This is a genomic window from Longimicrobium sp. (assembly GCF_036399935.1).
Taxonomy (GTDB): Bacteria; Gemmatimonadota; Gemmatimonadetes; order Longimicrobiales; family Longimicrobiaceae; genus Longimicrobium.
The window spans coordinates 26,879-51,125 of the sequence record NZ_DASWMD010000002.1 but is presented as its reverse complement, the minus strand read 5'-3'; the positions used below and the strand labels follow the sequence as shown (position 1 = coordinate 51,125).

23 protein-coding genes are annotated in these 24,247 nt (G+C 70.5%); 13 read left to right on the top strand and 10 right to left on the bottom strand.

Annotation, left to right across the window (positions count from 1 at the left end):
* Positions 1–24 precede the first annotated feature (24 nt).
* From VGB24_RS00675 to VGB24_RS00665, 3 genes are all read left to right on the top strand, one after another.
* The gene (locus VGB24_RS00675) at positions 25–618 is read left to right on the top strand and encodes a fasciclin domain-containing protein (RefSeq protein WP_331071029.1); all 594 of its coding nucleotides are present in this window, start codon (positions 25–27) and stop codon (positions 616–618) included.
* A 681-nt stretch (positions 619–1,299) separates the two neighbouring features.
* Positions 1,300–2,055: a hypothetical protein gene (locus VGB24_RS00670; protein WP_331071028.1), complete on the top strand. Its 756-nt coding sequence runs from the start codon at positions 1,300–1,302 to the stop codon at positions 2,053–2,055.
* A gap of 4 nt (positions 2,056–2,059) precedes the next feature.
* Positions 2,060–2,980 (top strand): phosphodiester glycosidase family protein, encoded by a 921-nt coding sequence (locus VGB24_RS00665; RefSeq protein WP_331071027.1) that lies wholly within the window; start codon positions 2,060–2,062, stop codon positions 2,978–2,980.
* A gap of 80 nt (positions 2,981–3,060) precedes the next feature.
* Here the strand turns inward: VGB24_RS00665 and VGB24_RS00660 are convergent, their stop codons facing one another.
* From VGB24_RS00660 to VGB24_RS00645, 4 genes are all read right to left on the bottom strand, one after another.
* Positions 3,061–3,795 (bottom strand): hypothetical protein, encoded by a 735-nt coding sequence (locus VGB24_RS00660; protein ID WP_331071026.1) that lies wholly within the window; start codon positions 3,793–3,795, stop codon positions 3,061–3,063.
* 100 nt (positions 3,796–3,895) lie between these two features.
* Positions 3,896–4,531, bottom strand: coding sequence for a DUF4337 domain-containing protein (locus tag VGB24_RS00655; RefSeq protein WP_331071025.1), 636 nt, complete (start codon positions 4,529–4,531; stop codon positions 3,896–3,898).
* A 311-nt stretch (positions 4,532–4,842) separates the two neighbouring features.
* Entirely contained in the window at positions 4,843–6,102 is a 1,260-nt protein-coding gene (locus tag VGB24_RS00650) for a P1 family peptidase (protein ID WP_414676691.1), read from the bottom strand.
* 98 nt (positions 6,103–6,200) lie between these two features.
* On the bottom strand, positions 6,201–7,274 hold the full coding sequence (locus tag VGB24_RS00645; protein WP_331071023.1) for a carboxypeptidase-like regulatory domain-containing protein: 1,074 nt from the start codon (positions 7,272–7,274) through the stop codon (positions 6,201–6,203).
* A 175-nt stretch (positions 7,275–7,449) separates the two neighbouring features.
* Between VGB24_RS00645 and VGB24_RS00640 the strand changes: the two genes are divergently transcribed.
* The 4 genes from VGB24_RS00640 to VGB24_RS00625 all read left to right on the top strand — a co-directional run bounded on the left by VGB24_RS00640 (position 7,450) and on the right by VGB24_RS00625 (position 10,810).
* Entirely contained in the window at positions 7,450–8,043 is a 594-nt protein-coding gene (locus VGB24_RS00640; RefSeq protein WP_331071022.1) for a hypothetical protein, read from the top strand.
* A gap of 185 nt (positions 8,044–8,228) precedes the next feature.
* Positions 8,229–9,773 carry an acyl-CoA carboxylase subunit beta gene (locus VGB24_RS00635; protein ID WP_331071021.1) on the top strand — a complete coding sequence of 515 codons (1,545 nt, stop codon included), beginning with the start codon at positions 8,229–8,231 and terminating at the stop codon, positions 9,771–9,773.
* A 147-nt stretch (positions 9,774–9,920) separates the two neighbouring features.
* Positions 9,921–10,241, top strand: coding sequence for a DUF3990 domain-containing protein (locus tag VGB24_RS00630; protein ID WP_331071020.1), 321 nt, complete (start codon positions 9,921–9,923; stop codon positions 10,239–10,241).
* A 236-nt stretch (positions 10,242–10,477) separates the two neighbouring features.
* A complete protein-coding gene (locus VGB24_RS00625; protein WP_331071019.1) occupies positions 10,478–10,810 on the top strand; it encodes a hypothetical protein in 333 nt (110 codons plus the stop codon).
* Here VGB24_RS00625 and VGB24_RS00620 read toward each other — a convergent pair.
* The 3 genes from VGB24_RS00620 to VGB24_RS00610 form a co-directional block, all read right to left on the bottom strand.
* Positions 10,794–10,949, bottom strand: a complete 156-nt coding sequence (locus VGB24_RS00620; RefSeq protein WP_331071018.1) for a hypothetical protein — start codon at positions 10,947–10,949, stop codon at positions 10,794–10,796. The two genes, VGB24_RS00625 and VGB24_RS00620, sit on opposite strands and share 17 nt — an antisense overlap.
* Positions 10,950–11,073: 124 nt before the next feature.
* Positions 11,074–11,481: a thioesterase family protein gene (locus VGB24_RS00615; RefSeq protein WP_331071017.1), complete on the bottom strand. Its 408-nt coding sequence runs from the start codon at positions 11,479–11,481 to the stop codon at positions 11,074–11,076.
* Positions 11,482–11,497: 16 nt separating this feature from the next.
* Positions 11,498–12,718 (bottom strand): serine hydrolase, encoded by a 1,221-nt coding sequence (locus VGB24_RS00610; protein WP_331071156.1) that lies wholly within the window; start codon positions 12,716–12,718, stop codon positions 11,498–11,500.
* 159 nt (positions 12,719–12,877) lie between these two features.
* On the opposite strand from VGB24_RS00610, the gene VGB24_RS00605 reads away from it, so the two are divergent.
* Positions 12,878–13,111 carry an AbrB/MazE/SpoVT family DNA-binding domain-containing protein gene (locus tag VGB24_RS00605; protein WP_331071016.1) on the top strand — a complete coding sequence of 78 codons (234 nt, stop codon included), beginning with the start codon at positions 12,878–12,880 and terminating at the stop codon, positions 13,109–13,111.
* A gap of 242 nt (positions 13,112–13,353) precedes the next feature.
* Positions 13,354–13,848, top strand: coding sequence for an LURP-one-related/scramblase family protein (locus VGB24_RS00600; RefSeq protein WP_331071015.1), 495 nt, complete (start codon positions 13,354–13,356; stop codon positions 13,846–13,848).
* A 10-nt stretch (positions 13,849–13,858) separates the two neighbouring features.
* On the opposite strand, the gene VGB24_RS00595 is transcribed toward VGB24_RS00600, so the two are convergent.
* The 3 genes from VGB24_RS00595 to VGB24_RS00585 form a co-directional block, all read right to left on the bottom strand.
* Positions 13,859–14,623 (bottom strand): hypothetical protein, encoded by a 765-nt coding sequence (locus VGB24_RS00595; protein WP_331071014.1) that lies wholly within the window; start codon positions 14,621–14,623, stop codon positions 13,859–13,861.
* A 25-nt stretch (positions 14,624–14,648) separates the two neighbouring features.
* Positions 14,649–14,828: a hypothetical protein gene (locus VGB24_RS00590; RefSeq protein WP_331071013.1), complete on the bottom strand. Its 180-nt coding sequence runs from the start codon at positions 14,826–14,828 to the stop codon at positions 14,649–14,651.
* A 435-nt stretch (positions 14,829–15,263) separates the two neighbouring features.
* Positions 15,264–16,754 carry a DASS family sodium-coupled anion symporter gene (locus VGB24_RS00585; RefSeq protein WP_331071012.1) on the bottom strand — a complete coding sequence of 497 codons (1,491 nt, stop codon included), beginning with the start codon at positions 16,752–16,754 and terminating at the stop codon, positions 15,264–15,266.
* A 202-nt stretch (positions 16,755–16,956) separates the two neighbouring features.
* Between VGB24_RS00585 and VGB24_RS00580 the strand changes: the two genes are divergently transcribed.
* The 4 genes from VGB24_RS00580 (at position 16,957) to VGB24_RS00565 (ending at position 23,875) form a co-directional block, all read left to right on the top strand.
* Positions 16,957–20,706: a carboxypeptidase-like regulatory domain-containing protein gene (locus VGB24_RS00580; RefSeq protein WP_331071011.1), complete on the top strand. Its 3,750-nt coding sequence runs from the start codon at positions 16,957–16,959 to the stop codon at positions 20,704–20,706.
* Positions 20,703–22,295 carry a hypothetical protein gene (locus VGB24_RS00575; protein WP_331071010.1) on the top strand — a complete coding sequence of 531 codons (1,593 nt, stop codon included), beginning with the start codon at positions 20,703–20,705 and terminating at the stop codon, positions 22,293–22,295. Before VGB24_RS00580 ends, VGB24_RS00575 begins: the two co-directional genes overlap by 4 nt.
* Before the next feature lie 119 nt (positions 22,296–22,414).
* Entirely contained in the window at positions 22,415–22,615 is a 201-nt protein-coding gene (locus VGB24_RS00570; RefSeq protein WP_331071009.1) for a hypothetical protein, read from the top strand.
* Positions 22,616–23,392: 777 nt separating this feature from the next.
* Positions 23,393–23,875, top strand: coding sequence for a hypothetical protein (locus VGB24_RS00565; protein WP_331071008.1), 483 nt, complete (start codon positions 23,393–23,395; stop codon positions 23,873–23,875).
* The last annotated feature ends 372 nt before the right edge of the window (positions 23,876–24,247 follow it).

The following is a 24,247-nucleotide window of genomic DNA, read 5'->3' as shown; positions in this document are numbered from 1 at the left end:
CGACTAGTGACAAGGGGTACGAACATGAACAAGACGATTGCAGTGGTGCTCGCGGCGGCGGCTCTCCAGGGGTGTGCCTCGGGTGGTACGGGCGAGATGGGGATGAATGCGCAGGCGGGCGCGACCGGGAGCCAGGCGTCGGTGATGGTGGGCGGCGCGGCGATGCTGCCGGCGCGCAACATCGTGGAGAACGCGGTGAACTCCGCCGATCACACCACGCTCGTGGCGGCGGTGAAGGCGGCCGGGCTGGTGGAAACGCTCGCGTCCGCGGGCCCCTTCACCGTGTTCGCGCCGGTGAACGCCGCGTTCGACGCCCTGCCGGCGGGCACGGTGGCCACCCTGCTGCGCCCGGAGAACAAGGCCGCGCTCACCGGCGTGCTGACCTACCACGTGGTTCCGGGCCGCCACACCGCCGCCGACCTGATGCGGATGATCCAGGCGGGCGGCGGCCGAGCCACCCTGAACACCGCCGCCGGCGGAACGCTGACGGCGTCGATGAGCGGAAGCAACGTGGTCGTCCGCGACGCGGGCGGAAACGCGGCGACCGTCACCATCGCCAACGTCATGCAGTCCAACGGCGTGATCCACGTGGTGGACCGGGTGCTTCTGCCCCGCTAAGGCTGGGTATCGCCGGGGAGGGTGGCGCGCGGGGGGGATTCGATGGTGCATGCCTCGGGTGGCCCCTCCCCCGGCCCGTCCCCGCACGGAACTGCTGTGCGGAGAGGGGAGAATTCGACCGCGCTTCGGCAGGTGCGATGCGGGTGCAGGTGAAGCCCCGAACGGGACGCGCGAGCGGCCCGTGTCGGGGCTTTCCGCTGTTCCAGCCGCGGGTTCACCCGCCCGTTGGATCGTGGCGGGTGGATCGGCTTTGGTGCATGCCGCGGCACGGGTCCCTGGCGAGGTCGGGTGCGATGCAACGTAGGCCGGCGCATGCCTCGGCAGCCCTCTCCCCCGGCCCCTCTCCCGCAAGCGGGAGAGGGGAGAATTCGATCGCCCTTCGGCAGGTGCGATGCGCGTGCAGGTGAAGCCCCGAACGGGCCGCGCGAGCTGCCCGTGTCGGGGCTTTCCGCTGTGCCAGCCGCGGCTTCACCCGCCGTTGCATCGTGGCGGGTGGATTCGCTTCGGTGCACGCCGCGGCACGGGTCCCTGGCGAGATGGGATGCGATGCGACGTAGGCGACCTTGATGAGCCCGAATAGGGCAACCGACCCACGCGCCGTTTCGCCATCCACCGCAACTTGGGCGTGTCCGGCGAACGGCCGGGAGAACCATCCACGTCACGACACGAGGCGAATCAGCCATGCGTTCATATCTTCGCGCCGCCGCATTGACCCTGGCCGCCATCGCCGCGCTGGCCGACGTGCCCGCCCAGGCGCAGCTCGGCGGCATGATCCGCCGCGGAGCGGGCCGCGTGGTGGGCTCCGCGGCGGCCGGTGCCGCCACCCAGGCCGCCACGCCGGCCGCCACCCCCGCGCCGGCCCCCCGGGCGCCCACGTTCGACGAGCACACCCTGGAAGTGACCGCGCCCGTGCTGGAGCGCTTCATCGCCTCGCTCAACGCCGAGGCCGCCGAGCGCACCCGCGTAGCCGGCGAGCGCTCCCGGGCCGGCGAGCTGCGGGCCCAGGTGGAACGCTACGAGCGCTGCCAGCAGCGCGAGAACGAAGCACGCGACGCCCGGGGCGCCGACCTGGCAGCCAACGCCGGCCCCGAGCTCGCCATGCGCCTGTCGCAGGCCATGATGCGCGGCGACACCGTTACCTACTACCGGCTGATGGACTCGGTGATGACCGTGCAGCGCGGCGGCCCGTCGCAGTGCGGCGAGCGGCCCGCGCAGGCGTACGAAACGCTGCGCCGCCTGGACAACTCGGACCATATCGCGGGCATCGCCGCCGACGCGGGCAGCTTCACCATCCGCCAGCTCGCCGTGCTGCGCGAGCGCATCGCCCCCTGGGTGCTCTCCGGCGGAGGGCAGGGCAGCTTCACCACCGCCGAACGCGAGGTGCTGGAACGCCGCGGGGACGAGCTGCGCCGGTATGCGGAACAGCTTCAATCGTAGCCTGATGGCGGGCGCTTCGGTGGCCATGGTGGCCGCCGCCGCGCCCGCGGGGGCCCAGGGCCTCTCCATCGGCACCGGCGCGGGATGGCGGGGCTTCTGGCGCGGCGACGCGGCCCCGGTGCGCTGGGCCGGGCCGCTCCCCACCGTCACCCGCGAGGTCCGCTGGCGCGCCGTGCGGCCCGGGGTGGAAACGGGGGAGATCCGCGTGGCGGGCGGCGGCGAAGCGTGGCGGGTGCGCGTGGTGCTGGTTCGCATCGACCCGCGCCTTCACCGGCTGGCGCTGGACGAGGCGCGGGTGGCGGACGGGATGGCGGGCGCGTGGACCGTGGACAGCGCCGGGTCCGGCGCGGTGGTCGCCTTCAACGCCGGACAGTTCAGTGGCGGAACGCCGTGGGGATGGACGGTGCGCGACGGCCGTGAGGTGCGCGCCCCCGGAACCGGCCCGCTTTCCATGGCCGTGATGGCCGACGCGGCGGGGCGAATCCGCTTCGTCGGCGCCGACAGCATCGGCGCGGCGCGGCGCGCGGGCGGGGTGGCGTGGGCCATCCAGTCGTATCCCGCGCTCCTGGTGAACGAGGGCCAGGTGCCCTCCGCGCTTCGTCCCGGCGCGCGGGACATCGACCTTGGACACCGGGATGGACGGCTTGCGATCGGCGAGCTGCGCGACGGGCGGGTGCTGGTGGCGCTGACGCGCTTCGACGGCCTGGGCGGCGCCCTGTCCACCGCGCCGCTGGGATTTACCGTCCCCGAGATGGCGGGATTGATGGGCGCGCTGGGATGCCGCCGCGCGGTGCTGCTGGATGGCGGCATCAGCGCCCAGCTGCTGGTTCGGCCGGCGCGGGGGCGGGCGCTGCGGTACCCCGGCTGGCGGCGCGTTCCGCTCGGCATCCTGGTGGCACCCCGGATCGCGCCGCCAACGCGGTAGACGGCAGCGCGTTCGATCGAAAAACGAATCGGCCGCCCGGCGGAGTGCCGGGCGGCCGATCGTCATCGTGGTGGAAGCGCTTACTGGGCGGGCGTCACGCCGAAGCCGCGCACCATCACGTCGATGTTGTGGTTCAGGCGCAGGCCGGCGACGCCGGCGGTGTTCAGCTGAGGGCCAAGGGTGCCGACCACCTGGCCGTTGACCAGGAACCGCGTTCCGAAGCTGCCCGTCTCGACCGCCAGCGCGTTGGTGGCGCGCCCCTGCGCGTCGGGGCGGGCGACGGCGGCGTGCTCCGTCCAGTCGGTCAGGGTGTGCACCTCGGTGCCGGCGCGGTGCTTGATGGTGAACTTGCCGTCCTGGCGCACCAGGAAGTAGGCGTAGTCCAGGTTGTCGGCCGTCAGGTTGCGCCCGCCGATCATCAGCCCGTATCCCTCGGGATGGGCCGACAGCTTGTTCTGCGTGAAGCTGGCCGCCATGCGGTACGCGCCGCTGGGCGAGTTCGCCGGGTTGTAGAAGATGCCGGCCGGCCCGAGCTCCGCGTGCAGCCCGCCGTCCATCTCCATGAACATCACCTGCGCCGCGTCGGCGTTGGCGCGGTCCAGGCGCACCGTCCAGCCCTGCGGCATGGCGTGCGAGTGCCCGGCGCCGTGGGCGTGCCCGGCTCCATGGGCGTGGCCGGCACCGTGCCCCTGCGCGCTGCCGGTCGCGGGCTGCGCAGGCTGGGCGGGTTGGGCGGGCTGCTGTCCGCCGTGCTGGTGCTGGGCGCAGGCGGGCACGGCCGCCAGCAGGGCAAAGCTTACGAGAATTGTGCGCATGCGCTTCTCCGGGTCTGAATTGCGAGGAGAGGGGTCGTGCAGGAACCGAATGATATACGCGCAGGCGTGAAAGAGCGAGAGTGCCGGAGTTGGCCCGCGGTCACAGCGGCAGCGGGAAGAGGAGCACGAAGCCGTTGATCATCAGGATGGTGCCCAGCACGCCCAGCCCGATGGCGATGCCCAGCACGGGGCGCGAGACGGCCAGGATGGCCACCGAGCCCAGCACCAGCGACAGCTGGAAGGCCACCTCGGAGAAGTCGAAGTTGGCATCCTGCGCGCTCGCCCGCTCGCGCAGCCGCTCGTAGCTGCGGGCCTGCGCGGAAAGCTGCTTCTTGCCCTCGCCGCGAAGCGTGTCCCGCGGCGCCGCCGGGTCGGGCTCGTCGTCGTAGCGCGCGATGGTTTCCTTGTACTGCGTCACCTGCGATTCCAGCGCGCTCCGCTCGGCGGTGCCCAGGGACGGGTCGGCCAGGCGGGCGGTGAGCTGGTCGACCGCGAGCTTGTACTGCGTCTGGCGGACGTTCTTGGCCTGGAAGAAGGCCCAGGTGTCGCTCGCCTTGATGTTGTTGTGGACCATGTCTTCCGCAACGTTGCCGCCGCCCAGGCTGCCGATGGCCAGCAGCATGGCCATGAAGGCGATGACGAGCGCGGCGCGGGAGCGGAACTTCTCGTCGTGCTCGGCTTCCGCGCGGTCTTCGCGGATTTCGCTGATCAGCTCGGAGGCGTCCTTTGCGTCCATCGGGCGGCTGGTGCGGGAATGGAGTGGGTCGGGAGGGAGTGTAGCAGCAGTCGGTGGGGATATTGAAACGGATGGATACGGGTCCGCAAGTCTCGCTGCGCGGGCGAATGAATTCGCTGCAACAAACCCACGAAGTCCACCTTCGTGGACTGGCGGCTTTCGTGAATTCCTCGCCAGTGTGGCGCGCCCGCGCCGCCGTGCACGCCGCACCCGTCGAAGCGCGATCGAATTCTCCCCTCTCCGCATGCGCAGCATGCGGGGAGGGGCCGGGGGAGGGGCCCGCCGCGGCATGCGCCGGCCTCAGTCGGGACTCACCGGACCCCCTTTCGCACTCCCGCACTTTCGCACTTTCGCACTCCTCCCGCACTCACGCACTCACGCTCAGTGCCCCACCTCCGGTCCCACCCCACCGCATTGTACCGCCGCAGGATCTCCATCACCCGGTCGAGCGGCAGCGCATCCACAGTGGCGCCGCTCCCCGTCGTCGTCTCCGCGGCAAAGAGGGAGTTGATGATGGCCTCTTCCGTGGCCTCGGCGACGGCCTGGAAGAGCGGCGACATCGCGTCGTTCGGCAGGTCTGCCATCGGCGCCGGCGTGCGGGCCCCGAACTGCCGGCGCACCTCGGCCGCGGTGGAGAACGCGATCACGTAGTCGCCCGAGCCGTTGGTCATAGACGCGCCCGTCCGCCCCAGCCCCACGATGGCACGCGACGCCAGCCGCTCCAGGCTGCGCGCGCTCAGCGGTGCGTCCGTCGCCACCACGATCATGATGCTTCCATCGCCGCGGTCCTGCGGCCCTCGCGCGGCTGCGCCCAGCTCGCGCTGAAAGGCGTACCGCCCCAGTTCGCGCCCCACCGGCGCACCGTTGATCGACAGCACGCCCCCGAAGTTGCTCTGCACCAGCACCCCCACCGTGTATCCGCCCAGGGTGGACGGCAGCGCGCGCGAGCTGGTGCCGATTCCGCCCTTCCACCCGAACGCCACCGTTCCGGTCCCCGCGCCCACCGCCCCCTCGCGCACCGGGCCGTCCGAGGCCGTCTCCAGCGCGCGTACCACGTGCTCCGCACGGACGGGGCGGCTGCGGATGTCGTTCAGCAGCCCGTCGTTCGTTTCGCCCACGACGGGGTTGATGGACCGCACCTCCGCCATCCCCGGCTGCCGCAGCATCCAGCCGGCCATTGCATCCGCCGCGTTCCACACGCACAGGGTGCAGGTCAGCAGGATGGGCGTTTCCATCTCCCCCAGCTCGCGTACCTGGGTAACGCCCAGCAGCTTGCCGAAGCCGTTGCCCACGTGGATGGCGGCCGGCACTCGCTCGCGGAACGCGTTGCCCCCGTGCGGCAGGATGGCGGTGACGCCGGTGCGGACGAAGTCGCCTTCCACCACCGTCACCTGGCCCACGCGCACGCCGGCCACGTCGGTGATGGCGTTCAGCGGGCCCGGCGGCAGGATGCCGATGGCCACGCCCGCGTCGCGCGCCCGGGGTCGCGGGGCGGGGGACTGCCCCGCCGCGTCGGTAGTGGTGAGGACGGCCGCGAGCAGCGGGATGGCGAGGCGGAGCGCGCACAGCATCATGTCCGGACGGGGATGGGTGGAAACGACGAACGGCGGCCGGAGCGGAAGATCATCCGCCCCGGCCGCCGCTGCAAGCATCGCTGCAATCGAGCCTGCTACGGCTGGATGCTGACCGGTTCACCGGCGGCCGTGCGGACGTCCACCACCTCGCCGCCCGTTTCCACCATGCCGATCACCACCGGGTTCAGGCCCCGGTGCCGGATCACCGTCCCGGGCATGCGCATCGTCCAGCGGTTCACGATCCACCCGCCGCCGGCCACCTGGGCGAACTCGATGCGCCCGCCCAGTGGCGCCCCCGTGCGATCGTACGGCAGGTTGACGTACGTGTAGTCCACGAACCGCAGGTTCCCCGTCTTTCCATCGAGCCACAGCGTACCACGTATTTCGGGGAGGCGGCGGCTGCGCAGGGGGGCGAAGTCCAGCCCCACCAGGCCCGCGTTCTCTCGACGGCCCTCGCGAAAGCTGAAGCAGTGATGGTCCAGGAACGCGTCCGAAAGCAGGGTCGGAGCGTCGGGCGCGTGGAACGCCAGGGTGTCGCCTACCGACTCCACGTAGCCGTGCGCCACCAGCCGGTCCTGGGGAGGCGAGCGGAATGCCTGGTCGCTGAAACCCGTCGCCACGGCTGACGACGTGTCCTGCATGGGGAGCCGGGAGTCGCTGAGAACGCGGCGGAACCGGCGCAGGCGGAACTGGTAGGTCTGCCGCCGTGCCGCGACTTCGGCGGCGTCCAGCGCCTTGCGCGCTTCCTCCCACACGATGGCGGCCTGAACGCCGTTTGCAGGGCGCACCGTGCACCGGCGGCGTGCGCCGCGCGCCACGACTTCGTCCAGCGTGACCACCGACGGCACGATGGAAAGCGGCTGCGTCGCCTGCTCTCCCGCGCCCAGTGCGAGCACGGGCGACAACGCGGTGGAGTATCCCACCCGCTCCGCACGCACCTGGAAGGCGCCCGGGGCCGATGCGCGGACCGTGTACCGCCCCTGTGCGTCGCTGACCGTGGCGTCGTGGCGCCCGCCGGCCGTGTCCAGCAGCGCCACGACAGCACCGGGGATGGCCGCGCTGGTCCACCGGTCGACGACGGTGCCGGTGACGGTCTGGGCCGCTGACGAGGCGGGCACCCCCGCCAGGGCCAAGGCGAGCAGCAGAACGCGGGAGTGGATTCGTGACATCGGTGTAACGAGCGAGGAGGTAGATGGTGACGCGGATGGACCATCACGACAGAACCGTGCCGCGGAGTCTGCCGAATTGGCCGACACTGCTGGTCCGCCGGATGCAGTCGCGCGCGGCGGGCCGGGGGGAGCCCCGGCCCCGAACGACCGAACCCTTCAACCAAAGGAGGAGCCCGTGAAATCGCGTGTGCTGTCGATGATTCTGCTCGCTGCCTCCGCCGCGGCCTGCGCGCCGTCCGCTCCCGCGGTGGCGCCCGCCCCCGCGCCTGCGTCTCGCGCCGAGCGAGCGCGCGCGGACGTGCCGCCCGTGCTGGCGCTGCTGAGCGAGCGCGAGCGCCTGTCGCTCACGGCCGCGCAGGTGGCGGCGCTGGATTCCATCGCCCGCGAGTGGGACGTGATGAACGAAAAGCTGCACCGGCGCGTGGGGGTCGCGAGGGGGAACCGTCCCCCGGCGTTCGCGCTGGCGCTGCGTCCCGGCGCCAAGCCCACGCTTTCGGCCATCGCGGAGAACAACCGCCGTGCCGCCGAAGCCGTGCGGCAGGTGCTGACCCCCGAGCAGCGCCAGGCCGTCTGCGCGCTCTCGTCGGCCTCGCGTACGATCGTGCTGGATAGGGCGGGTGGCAAGGCCACGCGGCTGACGCGCGCGCTGGGCCTGCGCACGGATGGCGGCGTGCTCAGGTCGAGTGCCTCCGCTGCCCGGGCGCGGACGACCCCTCCCTGGCCGTGGTGCCAGCCCGCCGCCTCGGACCTGGCCCAGTCGCGCCGCTGATTCGCGGCGAATGAAACGGGCCGAACGACATTGCTTTCGGCGGGCCGGCGTCGGGGGCGCAGCGCGATCACGCGCTGCGCCCCTTCCGATTGTGCACCACCCGTGCGAGCGGCGCACGCAGGTGGTAGATTGCCGCCCTTTCCAGGATCCTTACCACGAGAGAGCACGGGCGGCACGCGATGTCGATGCGGGAAAAGCTGGAGCACCTCGACGAGTTGCGCAGGCAGGCGGAGCTGGGCGGCGGAGAAAAGCGGATCAAGGCGCAGCACGAGCGCGGCAAGCTCACCGCGCGCGAGCGGCTGGACGTGCTGCTCGACGACGGCAGCTTCGTGGAACTGGACCGCTTCGTGGTGCACCGCGCCACCGGCTTCGGGCTGGAGAACGAGCGCTACCTGGGCGACGGCGTGGTCACCGGCTACGGTACGGTGCACGGCCGCCTGGTCTACGTCTTTTCGCAGGACTTCACCATCTTCGGCGGGTCGCTCAGCGAGGCGCACGCGGAAAAGATCGTCAAGATCATGGACCTGGCGCTCAAGAACGGCGCGCCGGTCATCGGCTTGAACGACTCCGGCGGCGCGCGCATCCAGGAAGGCGTCGTGTCCCTGGGCGGCTACGCCGACATCTTCCTCCGCAACACCCTGGCGTCGGGCGTCATCCCGCAGATCTCGGCCATCCTGGGCCCCTGCGCGGGCGGCGCGGTATACAGCCCGGCCATCACCGACTTCATCTACATGGTGCAGGGCTCCAGCTACATGTTCGTCACCGGGCCCAACGTGGTGAAGACGGTGACGCACGAGGACGTGACCATGGAGGAACTGGGCGGCGCGGCCACGCACGCGGCCAAGTCGGGCGTGGCGCACTTCGCGGTGAAGAGCGAGGTGGAGTGCCTTCACAAGATCCGCCACCTCTTCGAGTTCATCCCGCGCAACAACGCCGAGGACGCGCCTCGCCGCGCCACGGACGACCCGTTCGACCGGGCCGACGAGGAGCTGCTGGACATCGTTCCCGACCATCCGAACAAGCCGTACGACATGCACGACGTCATCCGCCGCGTGGTGGACGACGGCGAGTTCTACGAGGTGCACGCCGACTACGCGGGCAACATCCTGGTGGGCTTCGCGCACGTGGGCGGCCACTCGGTGGGCATCGTGGCCAACCAGCCGGCCGTGCTGGCGGGGGTGCTCGACATCGACGCGTCCGTGAAGGCGGCGCGCTTCGTCCGCTTCTGCGACTGCTTCAACATCCCGCTGCTCACCTTCGAGGACGTGCCCGGATTCCTGCCCGGCGTTACGCAGGAGCACGGCGGCATCATCCGGCACGGGGCCAAGCTGCTGTTCGCCTTCTGCGAGGCCACGGTGCCCAAGGTCACCATCATCACGCGCAAGGCGTACGGCGGGGCGTACGACGTGATGAGCAGCAAGCACATCCGCGGCGACATCAACTACGCCTGGCCCACGGCCGAGATCGCGGTGATGGGGGCCAAGGGCGCGGTGGAGATCCTGTACCGCCGCGAGATCGCCTCGGCCGACGACCCGGCGCAGGCCGCGGAGGCCAAGCAGGCGGACTACGCCGAGCGCTTCGCCAACCCGTTCGCCGCCGCCGCCCGCGGCTACGTGGATGACGTGATCGACCCGCGCGAAACACGGGCACGGGTGATCAGCGCGCTCGACATGCTGCAGAACAAGCGAGACAGCAACCCGCCCAAGAAGCACGCGAACATCCCGCTCTGACGGTGGCTACACCGTAAACCTTGACGGTGGGAGCAGCGCACGGTAGCTTGTACCCGCACGCTGTGGACGGATGATGCAGGACAACAGCGGCGCTCCCGGTTATCGGGGTCGCCGCTGTGCGTTTCTCCTTCCGGTGCGCCGCAAGCTGTGAAATCGCTCCTGAATCCATCTGTCCGAGCTGCGCAGAAACAAATGGTTTCCGGCTTCCTGTTCCCACCGGCGAAGTGGACCAATCAGCCCGTACGGCTGTACCACGGAACGCTGCTCGTACACGCGGAGAACATCCTCGCCGGAGGTGTGCAAGTACGGCTCGGGCGTCAGAACACCGATTTCGGGCGGGGCTTCTACACGACTACGGTCGAGCGGCAGGCGCAGTCCTGGGCGCATCATGCCGCCACGCGCGTCCCGGGCAGAGTGGCCGCGGTGGTCAGCTTCGACGTAGACCGCGATGCCTTTGCCACGTTGTAGACACTGGCGTTCGTACGTGGCTCGTTCGATGCGGAGGATTTCTGGAGCTTCGTCGCGCACTGCCGCTCAGGCGGCCCCGATCACACGCGGCGCGGCGGGCGTGACTGGTACGACATGGTAGCCGGTCCCGTGGCGTCTTCGTGGCGGCAGCGACTGTTGCACGCGGATGTGGATCAGATCAGCTTTCACACGAGCACCGCGGCAGCGCTCCTGAACAACAGCAATCCGGTAGTGTCATGGATTCAGAACCCTTGAAGCACGCGTTCTGGGCGATCGTCACGGACTGCCTGCAAGCATTCCATAACTTCGAGCGGGATGAAGCCGTGCTCAGGGTTGCGGGATACCGCGAGAGCATCGAGAACCCGCCGCTCGAGCAGTTGCCCCCCGCAGGATACGACGCCGACCTCATCTTTCACGAGGAACCGTTCTACCTGGCCAGTGATCTTGCCGGCGAGGAGCTCGAACTCGCCGAGTACCGCAACGAGTACGAGCGAATCGTCGCTGCTCGGTACGGCCCCGCGGAAGTGTCGGCGCGGATGGTGGGGGACCGGCTCACCCGAAGCGTGTAACAGCCGGCGGCGCGTCTACCGCGCCGAACATGCCGGAGCCGGGTTCGCGCTTCTTGAGGTGCGTCAGGACCAGGGCGCCGAACCCCACGATGATCAGCAGGATGAAGATCGCCGCCCAGAAACGCTTCGTGGGCGACATCGGGTCTCGGGGCGAGGGACGGGCGGATCCGGCCATGGTCCTGAATCGGGAAAGAGGAAAATTCCGTTCGCGTCCGCGCCCCATCCGCAACCGGCGTGCTCACCCGTGAGCACGCCGGTTCTGTTCAGGGCCGCACCAGCGGTTCCAGCTTCGCCCGCAGGTCGTCGGGAATGTAGACGCTGGTGCGCGTGTGGGTGTCGTACATCACCGACGTGATCATGGCGTCGGCCACCCGCTCGTCCCGGTGGTTGATGATCTCCTGGCCCACGCGAAAGCTGCTGCGGCCCATTTCCGCCAGCCAGCTGCGGATGCGCAGCCGGTCGCCCAGCCTGGCCTCGCGGCGGTAGTTGACGTTGGTGTTCACCAGCACGGTGCTCAGCCGCGACGTGCCGAAGAAGTCCAGGGGAATCCCGTTCTCCTTCACCCACTCGAAGCGGCCCCACTCCAGGTATTCCAGGTACTTGGCATTGTTCACGTGCCCCAGCGCGTCCAGCTCGGTGGAGCGCACCTCGATCTCCAGCGTCGAAATCACGGGTCTTCCCTCTCGTTCAGCGGCGGCTGGTGGCGGCGATCACCCGCTGCACCAGGCCGTCCACGGCGTTGTTGGCGATCCAGCGGGCCACCACGACCAGGTCGTTTTCGGGATCGACGTAGATGACGTTCGTTCCGTTGCCCACGTGCGCGAACGCGGTGGCGGGCGCGCTGGGAAGATACTTGCGGTCGGTGTTCACGAACCAGTTCATGAACCCATAGGTCGGCTGCGCCGGGGTGGGCGTCGTGGCCATCCTCACCCACTCTTCCGACAGAATGCGGCGGTCGCCCCAGCGGCCGCGGCGCAGCGTCAGGTAGCCGAAGCGGGCCATGTCGCGGGCGTCGATGAACATCCCGCCCCCCCAGTGCCCGCCGCCGCTGACGGACTGCACGGCCTGCCCGTCCATGAGCACCCACGAGTTGTCGTAACCCGTCCAGCGCCAGGTGCTGGACGCGCCGATGGGGTCCATCACCTGCTCGCGCAACACCTGCGGCAGCGGGCGGCGCCACACGTTCAGCGCGGCGAGCGCCAGCAGGTTCACGCGTACGTCGTTGTACTCGTACGCCGCCCCGGGCTCGTTCCGGGGTCTCGTCAGCCACTCCTGCGGGTTCTGCAGCGGGCGGTCGGCCCAGTCGGGCTTGCCCCACAGCGTGCCCTCCCAGTCGCTCACCTGGCGCAGCAGGTGGTCCCAGGTGATGCGCCGCTCCCGCTCGTTGTCGAACAGCCGCAACGCCCGGCCCTCGCCCAGGCCGCCAGCGTGGCGGTTGCCGCCCTCGGGCGGGATCACGAACACGGGCGCCATGTACGGGTCCACGGGATCGTTGACGGAGCGGATCATCCCGCGGTCCACCGCCACGCCCACCACGGTGGAGACGAAGCTCTTGGTGACGCTGAACGTCATGTCCACGCGCCGGGGATCGCCCCACTCGGCCACGATGTAGCCGTTGCGGATGATGATGCCCGTCGGGTCGCCGCGCTCGGCGAACGGCCCCACGGGCTCGCCGAACGGCTCGCGCCCGAACGTCTGGTGGTGCGCAAGCTCCAGGTCGCGGGGCGCGGTGCTCTCGTTGGCCCGGGCGAACGCCACGGCCGAGTCGACGAGCGCCGCGTTCATCCCCACCTGCTGGGGCGTGCGCCGCTGCCAGTCGTCGCCCGGGCCGGGGTAGTACACGGCGCCGCGCTGCGCATGCGCGGAGGAGGCGACGAGGAGCGCGACGGCGATGCAGTTGATCTTCATACGCAGCACGGCTGTTCCTGCTCGGGTTTTCGCTGCAACACGGTTTCTCTCCTTCCTATACACGCGCGTCCCCAGCGAGGGCAAGAATCCGCGCGAGCTGCTTTACGTTCGGAGTGGACGGTTTTATTTTCAGGTACAAGCATCTTCGGGAAGGCAGAAATGCGCGAGTACAAGCTGAGCAGCAAATCGCAGATCGTCGTCCCCGCCTCCGTGCGGAAGGATCTGGGGCTCGAACCCGGCGACAGGGTCAGGTTCGAGCCGCATCCGGAGGGCTACCTTCTCCGCAAAGCGCAGGCTGCCACGTGGGTCGATCGGGTGGCGGCTGTCGGCGGCGACGAGCTGCGCGGGTATGCCGAGCAATTGCTGCGCGAACGGGATGAGGGGCGGCGTTGAAGCCGGGGGCCGTCCCCACGGAAGGGATCAAGGTCTGGCTGTTCGACGACTAGACCACGGCAGTCGCTCATCCGCCAGCCAGCCTGCGATGCCCGCCATCAGCACCACGGGTAGACGCGGCAAAAACGCGTCCGGATCCACGGCACGGACCCATACCCGCCGCAGCGGGAGCGAGGATGTCGGGCGCAGAGCTTGCCCGCCCAAACGGCTCGCGTTGCGGATCAACCGAATGGGAGTGTGGGATGGCTCGATACAGGATGAAGCAGCGGCTGATCTCGATCGGCGAGGACTACACGATCGAAGACGAGCGCGGGCAGCCGGTCTACAAGGTAGACGGCAAGGTGATGACGATCCGCGAAACGTTCGAGATCACCGACATGCAGGGCAGGGAAGTGGTCACCGTCCGCGAAATGAAGATCGCCGTCCGCGACAGCATGAAATTGCTGCGCGGCGGCGAAACCATCGCGACGGTCAGGAAGGCGCTGATCTCGCCGTTCCGCGACAAGTGGATCGTCGACGTGGAGGGCGGCGACGACCTGGTGGTCAAGGGCGACATCCTGGACCACGAGTACGAGGTGGAGCGCGGCGGGAAGACGGTGGCGCGGGTCTCCAAGAAGTGGTTCACCCTCCGCGACACCTACGGCATCGACATCCAGCCGGGTCAGGACGACGGGCTGATCCTGGGCGTCGTGGTGGCCATCGACGAGATGGTGCACGACCCCGACGAGAAGAAGTAGGCGGCGCGGATCAGGCGTCTTCCAGGATCTCGATGGAGCGCGGGGGCTCGTCCGGGATGAAGGTGCCCTGGATGGGCGCGGCGGAGACGCCCAGCTTCAGGTCCAGCGCGATGTTGCGGAAACGGTCCGCCGTCTCGGGCGGAATGGCGATGCGGGTGAACAGGATCACCGCGTAGAACTCGCCCGTCAGCAGCACGCCGCCGAAGCCCAGCACGGAACACACGCCGTACTGGTCGACGAAGTCCTGCGCGGGGATGTACTGGCTTCCGGCGGCGTCGCGGACGTAGAAGACGTTGTACGTCTTTCCCTGCATCCCCCGCAGCACCTCGGGCCTGGGCGACACCACGTCGCTGGCGTCCAGCCCCACCGCCCGCACCAGCTCGGCGATCATCGGCGCGCTCTTCACGAACTCCACCGTGGGAAGCGGGATCGCGTGGTGCCCCTGGGAGGACCAGCGCGAGTTCCACCCGGGCTCGTCGCCCACCGTACCCAGCAGGGTCAGGCACTGCAGCTCCGGCCCGGCGGGCTGATCGCCCAGGAACCGTGCGGCGAACTGCTGCGACTCCGGCGGCAGCGACGCGAACGGCACCGTCATGTAGAAGCGCGCCATCACGCACTCGCGCTCCCCGTCATCGCCGAGCGCCTGTGCGTAGAAGTAGCGCACGACGGAGTCGGCCACCTCTTCGATGGACGTGGCACCCAGCGCCGCCCGGCGAAGGTCCGCGCCGCACGAGAGCATCTCGGTGAGTCCGAAGCGCAGGAGGGAAAAGCTCATGACGGAACAGGGTTGCGGGGCGTGGTCACGCGCGATCCACACCGGTGCGCAGGGATCGCGCCGCGGCCTCGGGTAGCCCGACGCCCGTGAACGCACGCGAGGCCCCGGACGGCGTGTCCGGGGCCTCGCATTTTCGCGGCGTAACGAACTGGCTGGCGAGCGCCGCGACCAATCCTGCGGCCATTCCGAGCGTACGGTAGCGCATGGAAACCTTTCCGGCTGGGGATGAAGAGGGGGCACGGGTGGGCGTTCGGGCGAGCACTCCTCGTGCGCGCGATTCCCATAAGAACGTGCCGGTAAGGTGAGTGTGCCGTGTCCCGCGTCGACGCGCGCAAGGTGCTGGCGGGAGATCGCCGTACCGGCGCGTCCGCCTCCGCGGACGGTGCACGATGTTTGCATCAGGTTTGGCCAGGTGGTGATAGAATGCCGACGCTACCCCCGGCCTCCTTCCGGGCACGGCTGATGAACCGCCTGATCAGCTCCTTCATCCTTGTACGCGGAACGCCCCGGTGATTGCCGGGGCGTTCTGCGTACAGCCGTGCACGATGCCTCTCCCTCGACGCTATCCCGCGGCCACACGGGCCAAAGGGCCGCCACAAGCGGTCGAGCTCCGCGGGCGTAGTAAGACGTTGGGCCGCGCCTATCGCACCAGCGGCGCGAGCAGCCACACGGCACCGGTGATGACCACGATGCCGATCAGGTCCAGGATAAGGCCGTAGCGCACCATCCGCATCAGCGGCACGTAGCCGGAGCCGTACACGATGGCGTTGCACGGCGTGGACACCGGCAGCATGAACCCCAGGCTGGCCGCCATCGTCGCACCGAGCGCGGGAAGCAGCGGATCGATCCCCTGCGCCACCGCGATGGAGATCACCACCGGCACCACCATGTTGGCGGACGCGGTGTTGGAGGTGGTTTCCGACACCAGCACGGCCACCACCACCGACGCCAGCAGCAGCCCGAACTCGCCGCGCAGCGGCAGAAACCCCGTCAGGCCGCGGCCCACCGCTTCGGCCAGCCCCGTCTGGAACGACAGCACGCCCAGCGCGAAGCCGCCGCCGTACAGCAGGATCACCCCCCAGTCGATGCGCGCCGCGTCGTCCCAGGTGATGGCGCGGGCGCCGCCGTCGCCGGGGAGCACGAACAGCAGCAGCGCCCCGATCAGCGCGGCCGCCGACTCGGGGAGCCGCGCGCCCATGGCGCGGTACGCGGCGCTCTCCTCGCCCAGGGTGAGTGCGAAGAGGCCGGGGGTGATCCACAGCACCGCGGTAAGCCCGAAGGCCAGCGCCACCGACCGCTGCCCGCTGGACCATGGCCCCAGCTCCGCCCGCGCGCTGCGGATCACCTCGGCGCTGTTGCCCAGCACGGCGACGCCCGCCGGGGACAGGGCGTTCATGTACAGGTACAGGCAGATGAACAGCAGCACCACGACGGGCACCCCCACGGCCATCCACTCGAAGAAGGTGATCTCCTGCTTCACCATCCCGCGGATGAACCCGATGCCGATCACGTTGGGCGGCGTACCCACCGGCGTCGCCAGGCCGCCGATGGAGGCGGCGAACGAGGTCATCAGCATCAGCCCCGTGGCGTAGCGAGGGTCCACCGTGGGGCGGCCCACCCCGCCGGAGGCCGTCATCACCGACAGGATCGACATGCCGATGCCGAACATCATCGCGGTGGTGGCGGTGTTCGACATCCACCCGCTCAGGGTGGCCGTCACGGCGCCGAACGCCAGCAGCACCCGCGACGGCCGCCCGCCGATCCAGCGCGCCCCCAGGACGGCGTACGCCACCCGCCGGTCCAGCCCGTGGAGGAAGATGGCGCGCGCCAGGATGAACGAGCCGATGAACAGGAAGATCAGCGGATCGGCGAACGGCGCGAACACCTCCTTGGCCGGCGCCACGCGCAGCACCACGGCTGCCGCCGCGCCGAGCAGGGCGGTGGCCGGCATGGGGAGCGCTTCGGTCATCCACAGGATCACGACGGCCGCCATGACGGCGGCCAGCCGGTGCGCCTCGGGCTTCATGCCGCCGGCGGGGAGCAGCAGGATGGTCGCGAACGCCAGCGGCGCCAGCACGAACCCGGCGCGCCGGCGAACGGCCTCGAAGCGTTCTTCGCGCGCGGTAAGCACGGCTCGGGCCGGTGGGGACGGGTGGGGCGGGAGGGTGTCGGTCACGGAGCGGGGTGCACGGGCGGGGAATGGGATGGGCGCGGGCAATCTGCCGCCCCGTCCTCCGGCGCGCCATCCTCGCGGCCGCGCGCTTGCCCTGTGCGGCGCCCGCCGGTATTCTCGTTTTGCTTCCCGCCGCTCCCCTCCCGAACCGAACCCCGCAGTGCCCGACAGCCCTTTCCGCCGCCGGCTCGCGTCGCTCGTCGTGATCCTCGCGGCGCTCGCCGCCGCGCCCACGCTGCTCGCCACGCAGGTGGACGTCATCCGCGGGCGCGTGACGACGACGGAGGGGCAGCCGCTGCCGGGCGTGCGGGTGAGCGCCACCTCCATCCCCGGCGGCGTCACGCGCGAGGCGCGGACCAACGCCCAAGGGGGATACCAGGTCGTGTTCCCCGGCGGGCCCGGCGACTACATGATGGGCTTCGCCGTCCCGGGCTACAACTATCGCCAGTTCGAGATCAAGCGCCTCGCCGACGAGGCCGTGCTGGTGGCCGATGCGCGGCTTTCCGTCGTCCAGCTGGACACGGTGGTGGTGTCGGCGCCCGTGCAGCAGCGGCCCGGGCGAAACCAGCGCACGCAGGACGTGAGCGGAACGGAGCGCGCCGTCGCAATGAGCGACCTGCCACCGGAGCAGCAGGGGAACATCGCCGCCATGGCCGCGACGCTCCCCGGCGTGGTGCTGGTGCCCGGGCTGGAGGGCGAGGCGGACGCCTTTTCGGTGCTTGGATTGGGGGCGGACCAGAACAACACCACGCTCAACGGCATGCCCGCGGGCACCGGGACGCTGCCGCGCGACGCCGCCATCTCGGCGTCGCTCACCACCTCGCCGATGGACCCGTCGCGGGGCGGGTTCAGCGGGGGCAGCTTCGACATCGGCTCGCGCCCCGGCTCCAACTTCCGCACCCGGGGGATGAGCCTGCTGGCGACCGCGCCGCAGCTGCAGTGGACGGACCCCGCCGGCCGGGCGCTGGGCAGCGAGCACGCCACCCTGTCACTGGGCGGCACCCTGTCGGGCCCCATCCGCCGCGACAGGGCGTTCTACAACCTTTCGTACGAGCTGGGGCGGCAGTCCCGCGACCACCGCACGCTGGGCAGCACCAGCGGGCTGGGGCTGCAGACGGCGGGGATCGCCCCGGACTCGGTGGCGCGGCTGATGGACATCCTGCGCGCGCAGCAGGTTCCCCTGGCCGGCGGCCCGGCGCGCGACGCCCGGCTGAACGACAACGGCTCGCTGCTGGGAAGCGTGGACGTTTCGCCGCCCAGCTCGGCGAGCGGGCAGTCGTTCGGGCTCGCCTTCAACGGCAACTGGCGGCGTCAGTCGCCGGTGGGCGGCGGGGCTACGCAGCTCGCGTCGGCGGGGGGCGAGCGGATGAACTGGGGCGGCGGCGTGCAGGCCCGGCACAGCGGCTACTTCGGCCTGACGCTGGTGGAAACGTCCGCCGGGGTGAACCTGTCGCGCGACGGGGGCGAGCCGTTCGCGGACCTTCCCGCGGGGCGCGTACGCGTGAGCTCCGACTTCGCCGAGGGCGCGGGCGCCGTGCAGAGCCTGGTGTTCGGCGGCAACCAGGGGCTCAGCTCCGCCTCGTCGTCGCTCGGCGCCAGCTTTCGCAACAGCCTGTCCTGGTTCGACGACGCCAACAAGCACCCCCTGAAGCTGTCCAGCGAGCTGCAGTATTCCGGCAGCGAGCACGACCCGTCGTCCAACCTGCTGGGCTCGTTCACCTTCAATTCCCTCGCCGACCTGGAGGCGGGCCGGCCGGCCTCGTTCACCCGCACGCTGGGCGCCCGCGCGCGCCGCACCGGCGTGCTGACCGGCGCCGTTTCGCTGGGCGATTCGTACCGCCGCAGCGACGACCTGCAGTTCCAGTACGGGCTGCGGGCCGAGGGCGGCCGCTTCACCACCGCGCCGGACCGCAACCCACGGGTGGACTCGGTGTTCGGCCGGCGGAACGACCGGCTTCCCGCGCCGGTGTCGCTCAGCCCGCGCTTCGGCTTTTCGTGGACGGTGGGCAAGGCGCAGGAGATCGCCAGCTACGCCGGCGCGGCGCGCCGGCCGCGGGCGGTGATCCGCGGCGGCGTGGGCGTGTTCACGAACGCGCTGGGTTCCGGGCAGCTGGGCCAGGTGATGGATGCCACGGGGCTCCCCGGCGGAACGCAGCAGATCGTCTGCGTGGGCCCGGCGGCCCCGGTGCCGGCCTGGGATGCGTACGACGATCCCGCGGCGATCCCCGGCCACTGCGCCGACGGCAGCTCGGGGACGCAGTTCGCCAACGCCGCGCCGAACGTGGTCCTCTTTTCCCCGGACTTCCGCCCCCAGCGGTCCATCCGCAGCAACCTGTCGTGGAACGGCGCCGTCCTGCGCGGACGCTTCACCCTGGGGGTGGAGGGAACGTACTCGCTGAACGAGCGCCAGCAGCGGATGGTGGACCTGAACTTCGACCCGGACCCCCGCTTCACCCTGGCGGACGAAGGGCGCCCGGTCTTCGTGGACCCGGCGAGCATCGTTCCCGCCACGGGAAGCACGGCCACGCGCGGCGCCCGCATCTCCCAGGCGTTCTCGACCGTGAACGAGGTGCGGTCGGACCTGCGCTCGCGCACCGCGCAGCTTTCCGTCCGCCTCTCGCCCATCCCCCGCGGCCGCAGCCGGTTCGGGTGGAACGCGGCGTACACCCTGTCGCACATCCGCGAGCAGGTGTCGGGGTTCAGCAGCACCGCGGGGAATCCATTGGAGGTGGACTGGGCCGCGCCCGCGCAGGGCCGCCACCAGGTGAACTACGGGCTGCGCTACGACTTCTTCGGCGCCGTGCAGGTGAACTGGACGGGGTGGTTCCGCTCCGGCAGCGCCTTTACGCCCATGGTGGCGGGCGACGTGAACGGCGACGGAGCGTCGTTCAACGACCGCGCCTTCGTCTACTCGCCCGATGCCGCGCCCGACCCCGCGCTGGCGGAGGGGATGCGGCAGCTGATGGAGGACGCGCCGGCCGCCACGCGCCGCTGCCTGGAGCGGCAGGCCGGCGCCATCGCCGCGCGCAACAGCTGCCGCGGGCCGTGGAACTCCGGGGCGTCGCTGAACCTTACGCTGGACCGCGCCAAGTTCCGGCTGCCGCCGCGCAGCTCGCTCTCGCTTTCCATCTCCAATCCCCTGGGCGCCGCGGACCTCCTGGTCAACGGGTCGGGAAGCCTGAGGGGATGGGGACAGAACGCCTTTTCCGACCCGTCGCTGCTGTACGTCCGCGGCTTCGACCCCGTGGCCCGCCGCTACCGCTACGAGGTGAACCCGCGCTTCGGCGCCTCGAACCCGCGGTTCCAGTCCATGCGACTCCCCGTGGTCGTCACCCTGTCGATGCGCATGGACCTGGGCCCCACGCGCGAGCGGCAGACCATCGCCCATCAGCTGGGCGCGGGCCGCACGCTCCCGGGCTCGCGCATGCCGGAAGGCCTGCTGCGGAGCATGGGCACCAACAGCGTCACCAACCCCATGGCGGCCGTCCTCCGCGAGCAGGACTCGCTGCGCCTGACCGCGCCGCAGGCGGACAGCATCGCCTCCATGAACCGGCGCTACACCTACCGCGCCGACTCGCTGTGGACCCCCGTGGCCCGCGAGCTGGCCGCGCTTCCCGGGCAGTTCGGCGAGCGCCAGGCGTACCGCACCTGGCTGGGCGCGCGGCGGGCGCAGATCGAGATGCTGATGGACCTCGGCCCGGCCGTGCGCGACCTGCTGACCGCCGAGCAGCGCCGCAAGCTGGGACCCGACGTGCTGAACCTGCTGGACCGCCGCTACCTGGCCTCCCTCCGCAGCGGCACCGGCACCTACGTGGGCGGCGCCCCGGCGGGCTTCGCGGGCGGCTTCTCGGAAACCATCGTCAGCAGCGGCAATACGGTCACCATCACGCGCACCAGCGTCGGGCCATGAACCGAATCCTGCGCCGCGCGTTGCTGGCCGCGGCCGTTCCCTGCGCCGCCGCCGCCTTTGCCTGTGCCGCCGCGGCCCAGGGGGAGCCCGCGCCGGGGGCCCCGTCCCGGGCGCCGGGGCCGCCGGTGGAGGCCATCACCACCGCCTCGTCGCTATCCACCGAGCCGCTGGGCGCCATCACCGGCGTCCGCGAGCTGGCGGACGGGCGCATCCTGGTGAACGACGGCGCGCGCCGCCGGCTGCTGCTGATGGACAGCACCCTGCAGATGGTGGGCGTGGTGCTGGATTCGCTGACCGACGTCGCCACCACCTACGGCACCCGGCCAGGGATGCTGATCCCCTACCGCGCCGACTCCACGCTCTTCGTGGATCCCGCGTCGTACGCCATGCTGGTGCTGGACCCCGCCGGCAGGCTGGTCCGCGTGCGCTCCGTCTGGCGGGTGCAGGACCTGCCGTACGTGATGAACCAGCGCGGGCCGTACGGATGGCCGGCGGTGGATGCCCGCGGACGGGTGGTGTACCGGGTGGCCGCGATCACGCCGCCCCCGCGCATTCCGCCGCCGGGCGGTGTGCCTTATTTTCCCGCCGACCCGGACTCGGCATTCGTGGTGGCGGTGGACCTGGATACCCGCACGGCCGATACGCTGGCCACGCTGCGGACGCCCAAAACGGCGATGACCGTGCGCCGGACGGGAGATGGAAGGTACAGCGTCGACAACGCCATCAACCCGCTTCCCGCCAGCGACGACTGGGCCGTGCTCGCCGACGGCACCGTGGCGGTCGTGCGGGCGCAGGACTACCGGGTGGAGTACCTGGGAGCGGATGGAACCCTGGCCTCGTCGCCCAAGCTGCCGTACGAATGGCAGCGGGTGACGGACGAAGACAAGCAGCGCATCGTTGACTCGGTGCGGGTAGAGCAGCAGAAGTCCGCGGCCACGGAGTACGCCACGGCCACGATCCGCTGGGTGAACACGGTGAACCGGCCGTATCCGCAGGGGTTCGCGGTGCCGCAGGGCTACGTTCCGCCTCCCGGCTTCATCGCCAGGGGGTGGGAGCTTCCGCCGGGGATGACGCTTCCCGCCACGTATGCGTACGCCTGCGCGCCCGGCGAGCAGCCGGCGATGCGTCCGCGACCCGAGGGCCCGCCGGCGCCGGGCGCCACCGTCGTCGTCGGCGGAACCGCGCCGACGGGCGCGGGGCCGGGCGGGGCTCCGGGCTCGACATCCAGCGGAACGCCGGCCTGCGTCGCGCCCCCGACGGTGTTCTTCAGCGGGGGTACCCCGCCGCCGCCGGCGCTGCGGCAGGTCTCGGTCCTTCCCGCGTCGGAGCTTCCGGATTATCGTCCCCCCATCGCCAGCGGGGGATCGGCGCGGGCGGACCTGGATGGCAACCTGTGGATTCGCGCGGTGCCGGTGCGGCGGGTTCCCGGCGGCCCGGTGTACGACGTGGTCGACCGCCAGGGCGAGATGGTCACGCGGCTGCAGCTGCCGCAGGGCTACACGCTGGTGGGGTTCGGAAGGGGCAAGGTGGTGTACCTGTCCGTGCGCGACGCGGCGGGCATGCACCTGGCACGCGTTCGGCTGCGCTAGGCCGGCGCGTGCGGAGGCACGGCGGGACGGCGGCGGGCGTGGGACTTCGCCGCTGGTCCATGCTGTGCGGTGGGGCGAACGGAGCAGGAGCAACCAACACGGAACCGAGGGAGGCTTGGATGGGTGAACAAGGGGTGGTGGTCGCGCGGCGCGGGCTGCACGACGAGGACGAGGGCTGGGAAGAGCGCCTGTTCGAGGCGCCGGATGACGACGACGAGCTGGACGAGGACGAGGATTTCGACGACGAGGTGGACGACGACGATCTCGACGACGACCTCGACGACGAGCTCGACGAAGAGGACCTGGACGACGAGCTCTGATCCGAGGGGGCGACCGGCAGGGTAGCCGGTCGTCCATCCCTCGTCCGCGGCGGCCGCCCTTCACGGGGCGGCCGCCGTTTCTTGTGGGCTGTGGGGGGGGGTCGGCCGGGGCCGGTGCGACGGCGGGTGCCCCCCATCCCCAGCCCTTCCCCCGCAAACCGCGCGGGGGAAGGGAGCCAGTCCGGTGTGTGCCCGGAGCCCCGGGGCGGGCGACCAACCCTGTCATCCTGAGCCCCTGGCGCACCGAACCAACCCGCACGCCGTGCCTCGCGGGGCGAAGGATCCAGCCGCGGGAGCTTCCAAGCCGGGGCGCGGTAGCGGGCACTCGTGCAGAGGCCTCGATGTCCGGGCGTTTTCGACCTCCGCCCGGATGGAAGCCGACGATTTATCTTCGGGAGGATTCTTCTGCTCTGAATGGAAAGGGGCTACCAAGGGGCGGTGCCCTCCCTCCCTATTTTGACCGGAATGCCACGTCCTACCCGGCTGCACCGAAGCTCGTCGACCTCGGTGGTGGCGGACGTGGTGCTGCGGGCGGCTTGCTCCGCGGCCTTCTCGCGCTCTCTGGCGGGCGCGGAGCGACCGCGTGCGCCTTCGCATCAGTTGTCGCGTCCGGTGCGGAATTTTTTCCTGAAGTGCGGTGCGGGCGTTTCGTTTTGGGAAGCGGGAGCGTATAGTACAGGACAGGGCGTCGAGAACCGATGCCTTGTTGCCGGGAGCCTCGTCGGTACGGCGTGGTCTCCGGGCTTTCATCCTGAAACCATTAGGAAAGGAGCAAACATGTCCCGCACTGAACCCTCCGGTCCGTTCCACGCCACGGCCGCCCTTGACAAGGGCACCCTGCCGGGCGAGGACCCGAAGACCATCCACAAGCACTTCGAGGCTGGCCTGGCCCGGCTCTCGGGCGGATCATCTGCGTTCCTGATGGTCCAGGAAACGGGCAACTACGTCAACATCGACGACAGCGGCTGGGCGCGCATCGAGGACTCGGCGAGGACCAAGTACGTGCTCGTCCCCTACTACAATGACCACTACATCGTCGTCGCCAACGGGACCTGGAAGGGGTACTACCTCAGTTACAACGGCAACTCGTACGTGGGCGTCTACAGCAGGTGGTCGGACGCACGCTACTGGGCCGTGGAGCCGCTGAACTGCTCGCCCTACCCCGGCATGTACAGCTACTCCAGGTCCGGCGTGGCCTACCTGTGCTGCAACGGAGTGGAGGACAGCATCGACAACTTGATTCAGATCTTCACCGCGTGAGGGCCGGGTGAGGGCCCCACGGCAGCAGAGGCCCCGGCCTTCGTGACCGCTGCCGCGCCCAGGCTGTTACGTGTGCGCGGCTACATCCTTCGGCCCGCCGAGTCCGTGCCACGGGCAAGTAGGGTGCGCCTGGGCCTCAGGATGACAAGCTGTTGTGCTCCATTGGTTTGGATGCAGCAACGAGCTGAAGCGTACCCCCTCTTCCACGCTGTTTGTGGGAGAGGGGGTATGCGTGTCAACGCGGCCGGGTGAGGGCCCCACGGCAGCCGAGGCCTCGGTTGCGGTGACCGCTGCCGCGCCCTGGCTTGTACGTGTCCGCGGCTGGATCCTTCGGCCCGCGAGGCCCGGCGTGCGGGCGGGTACGGTGCGCCT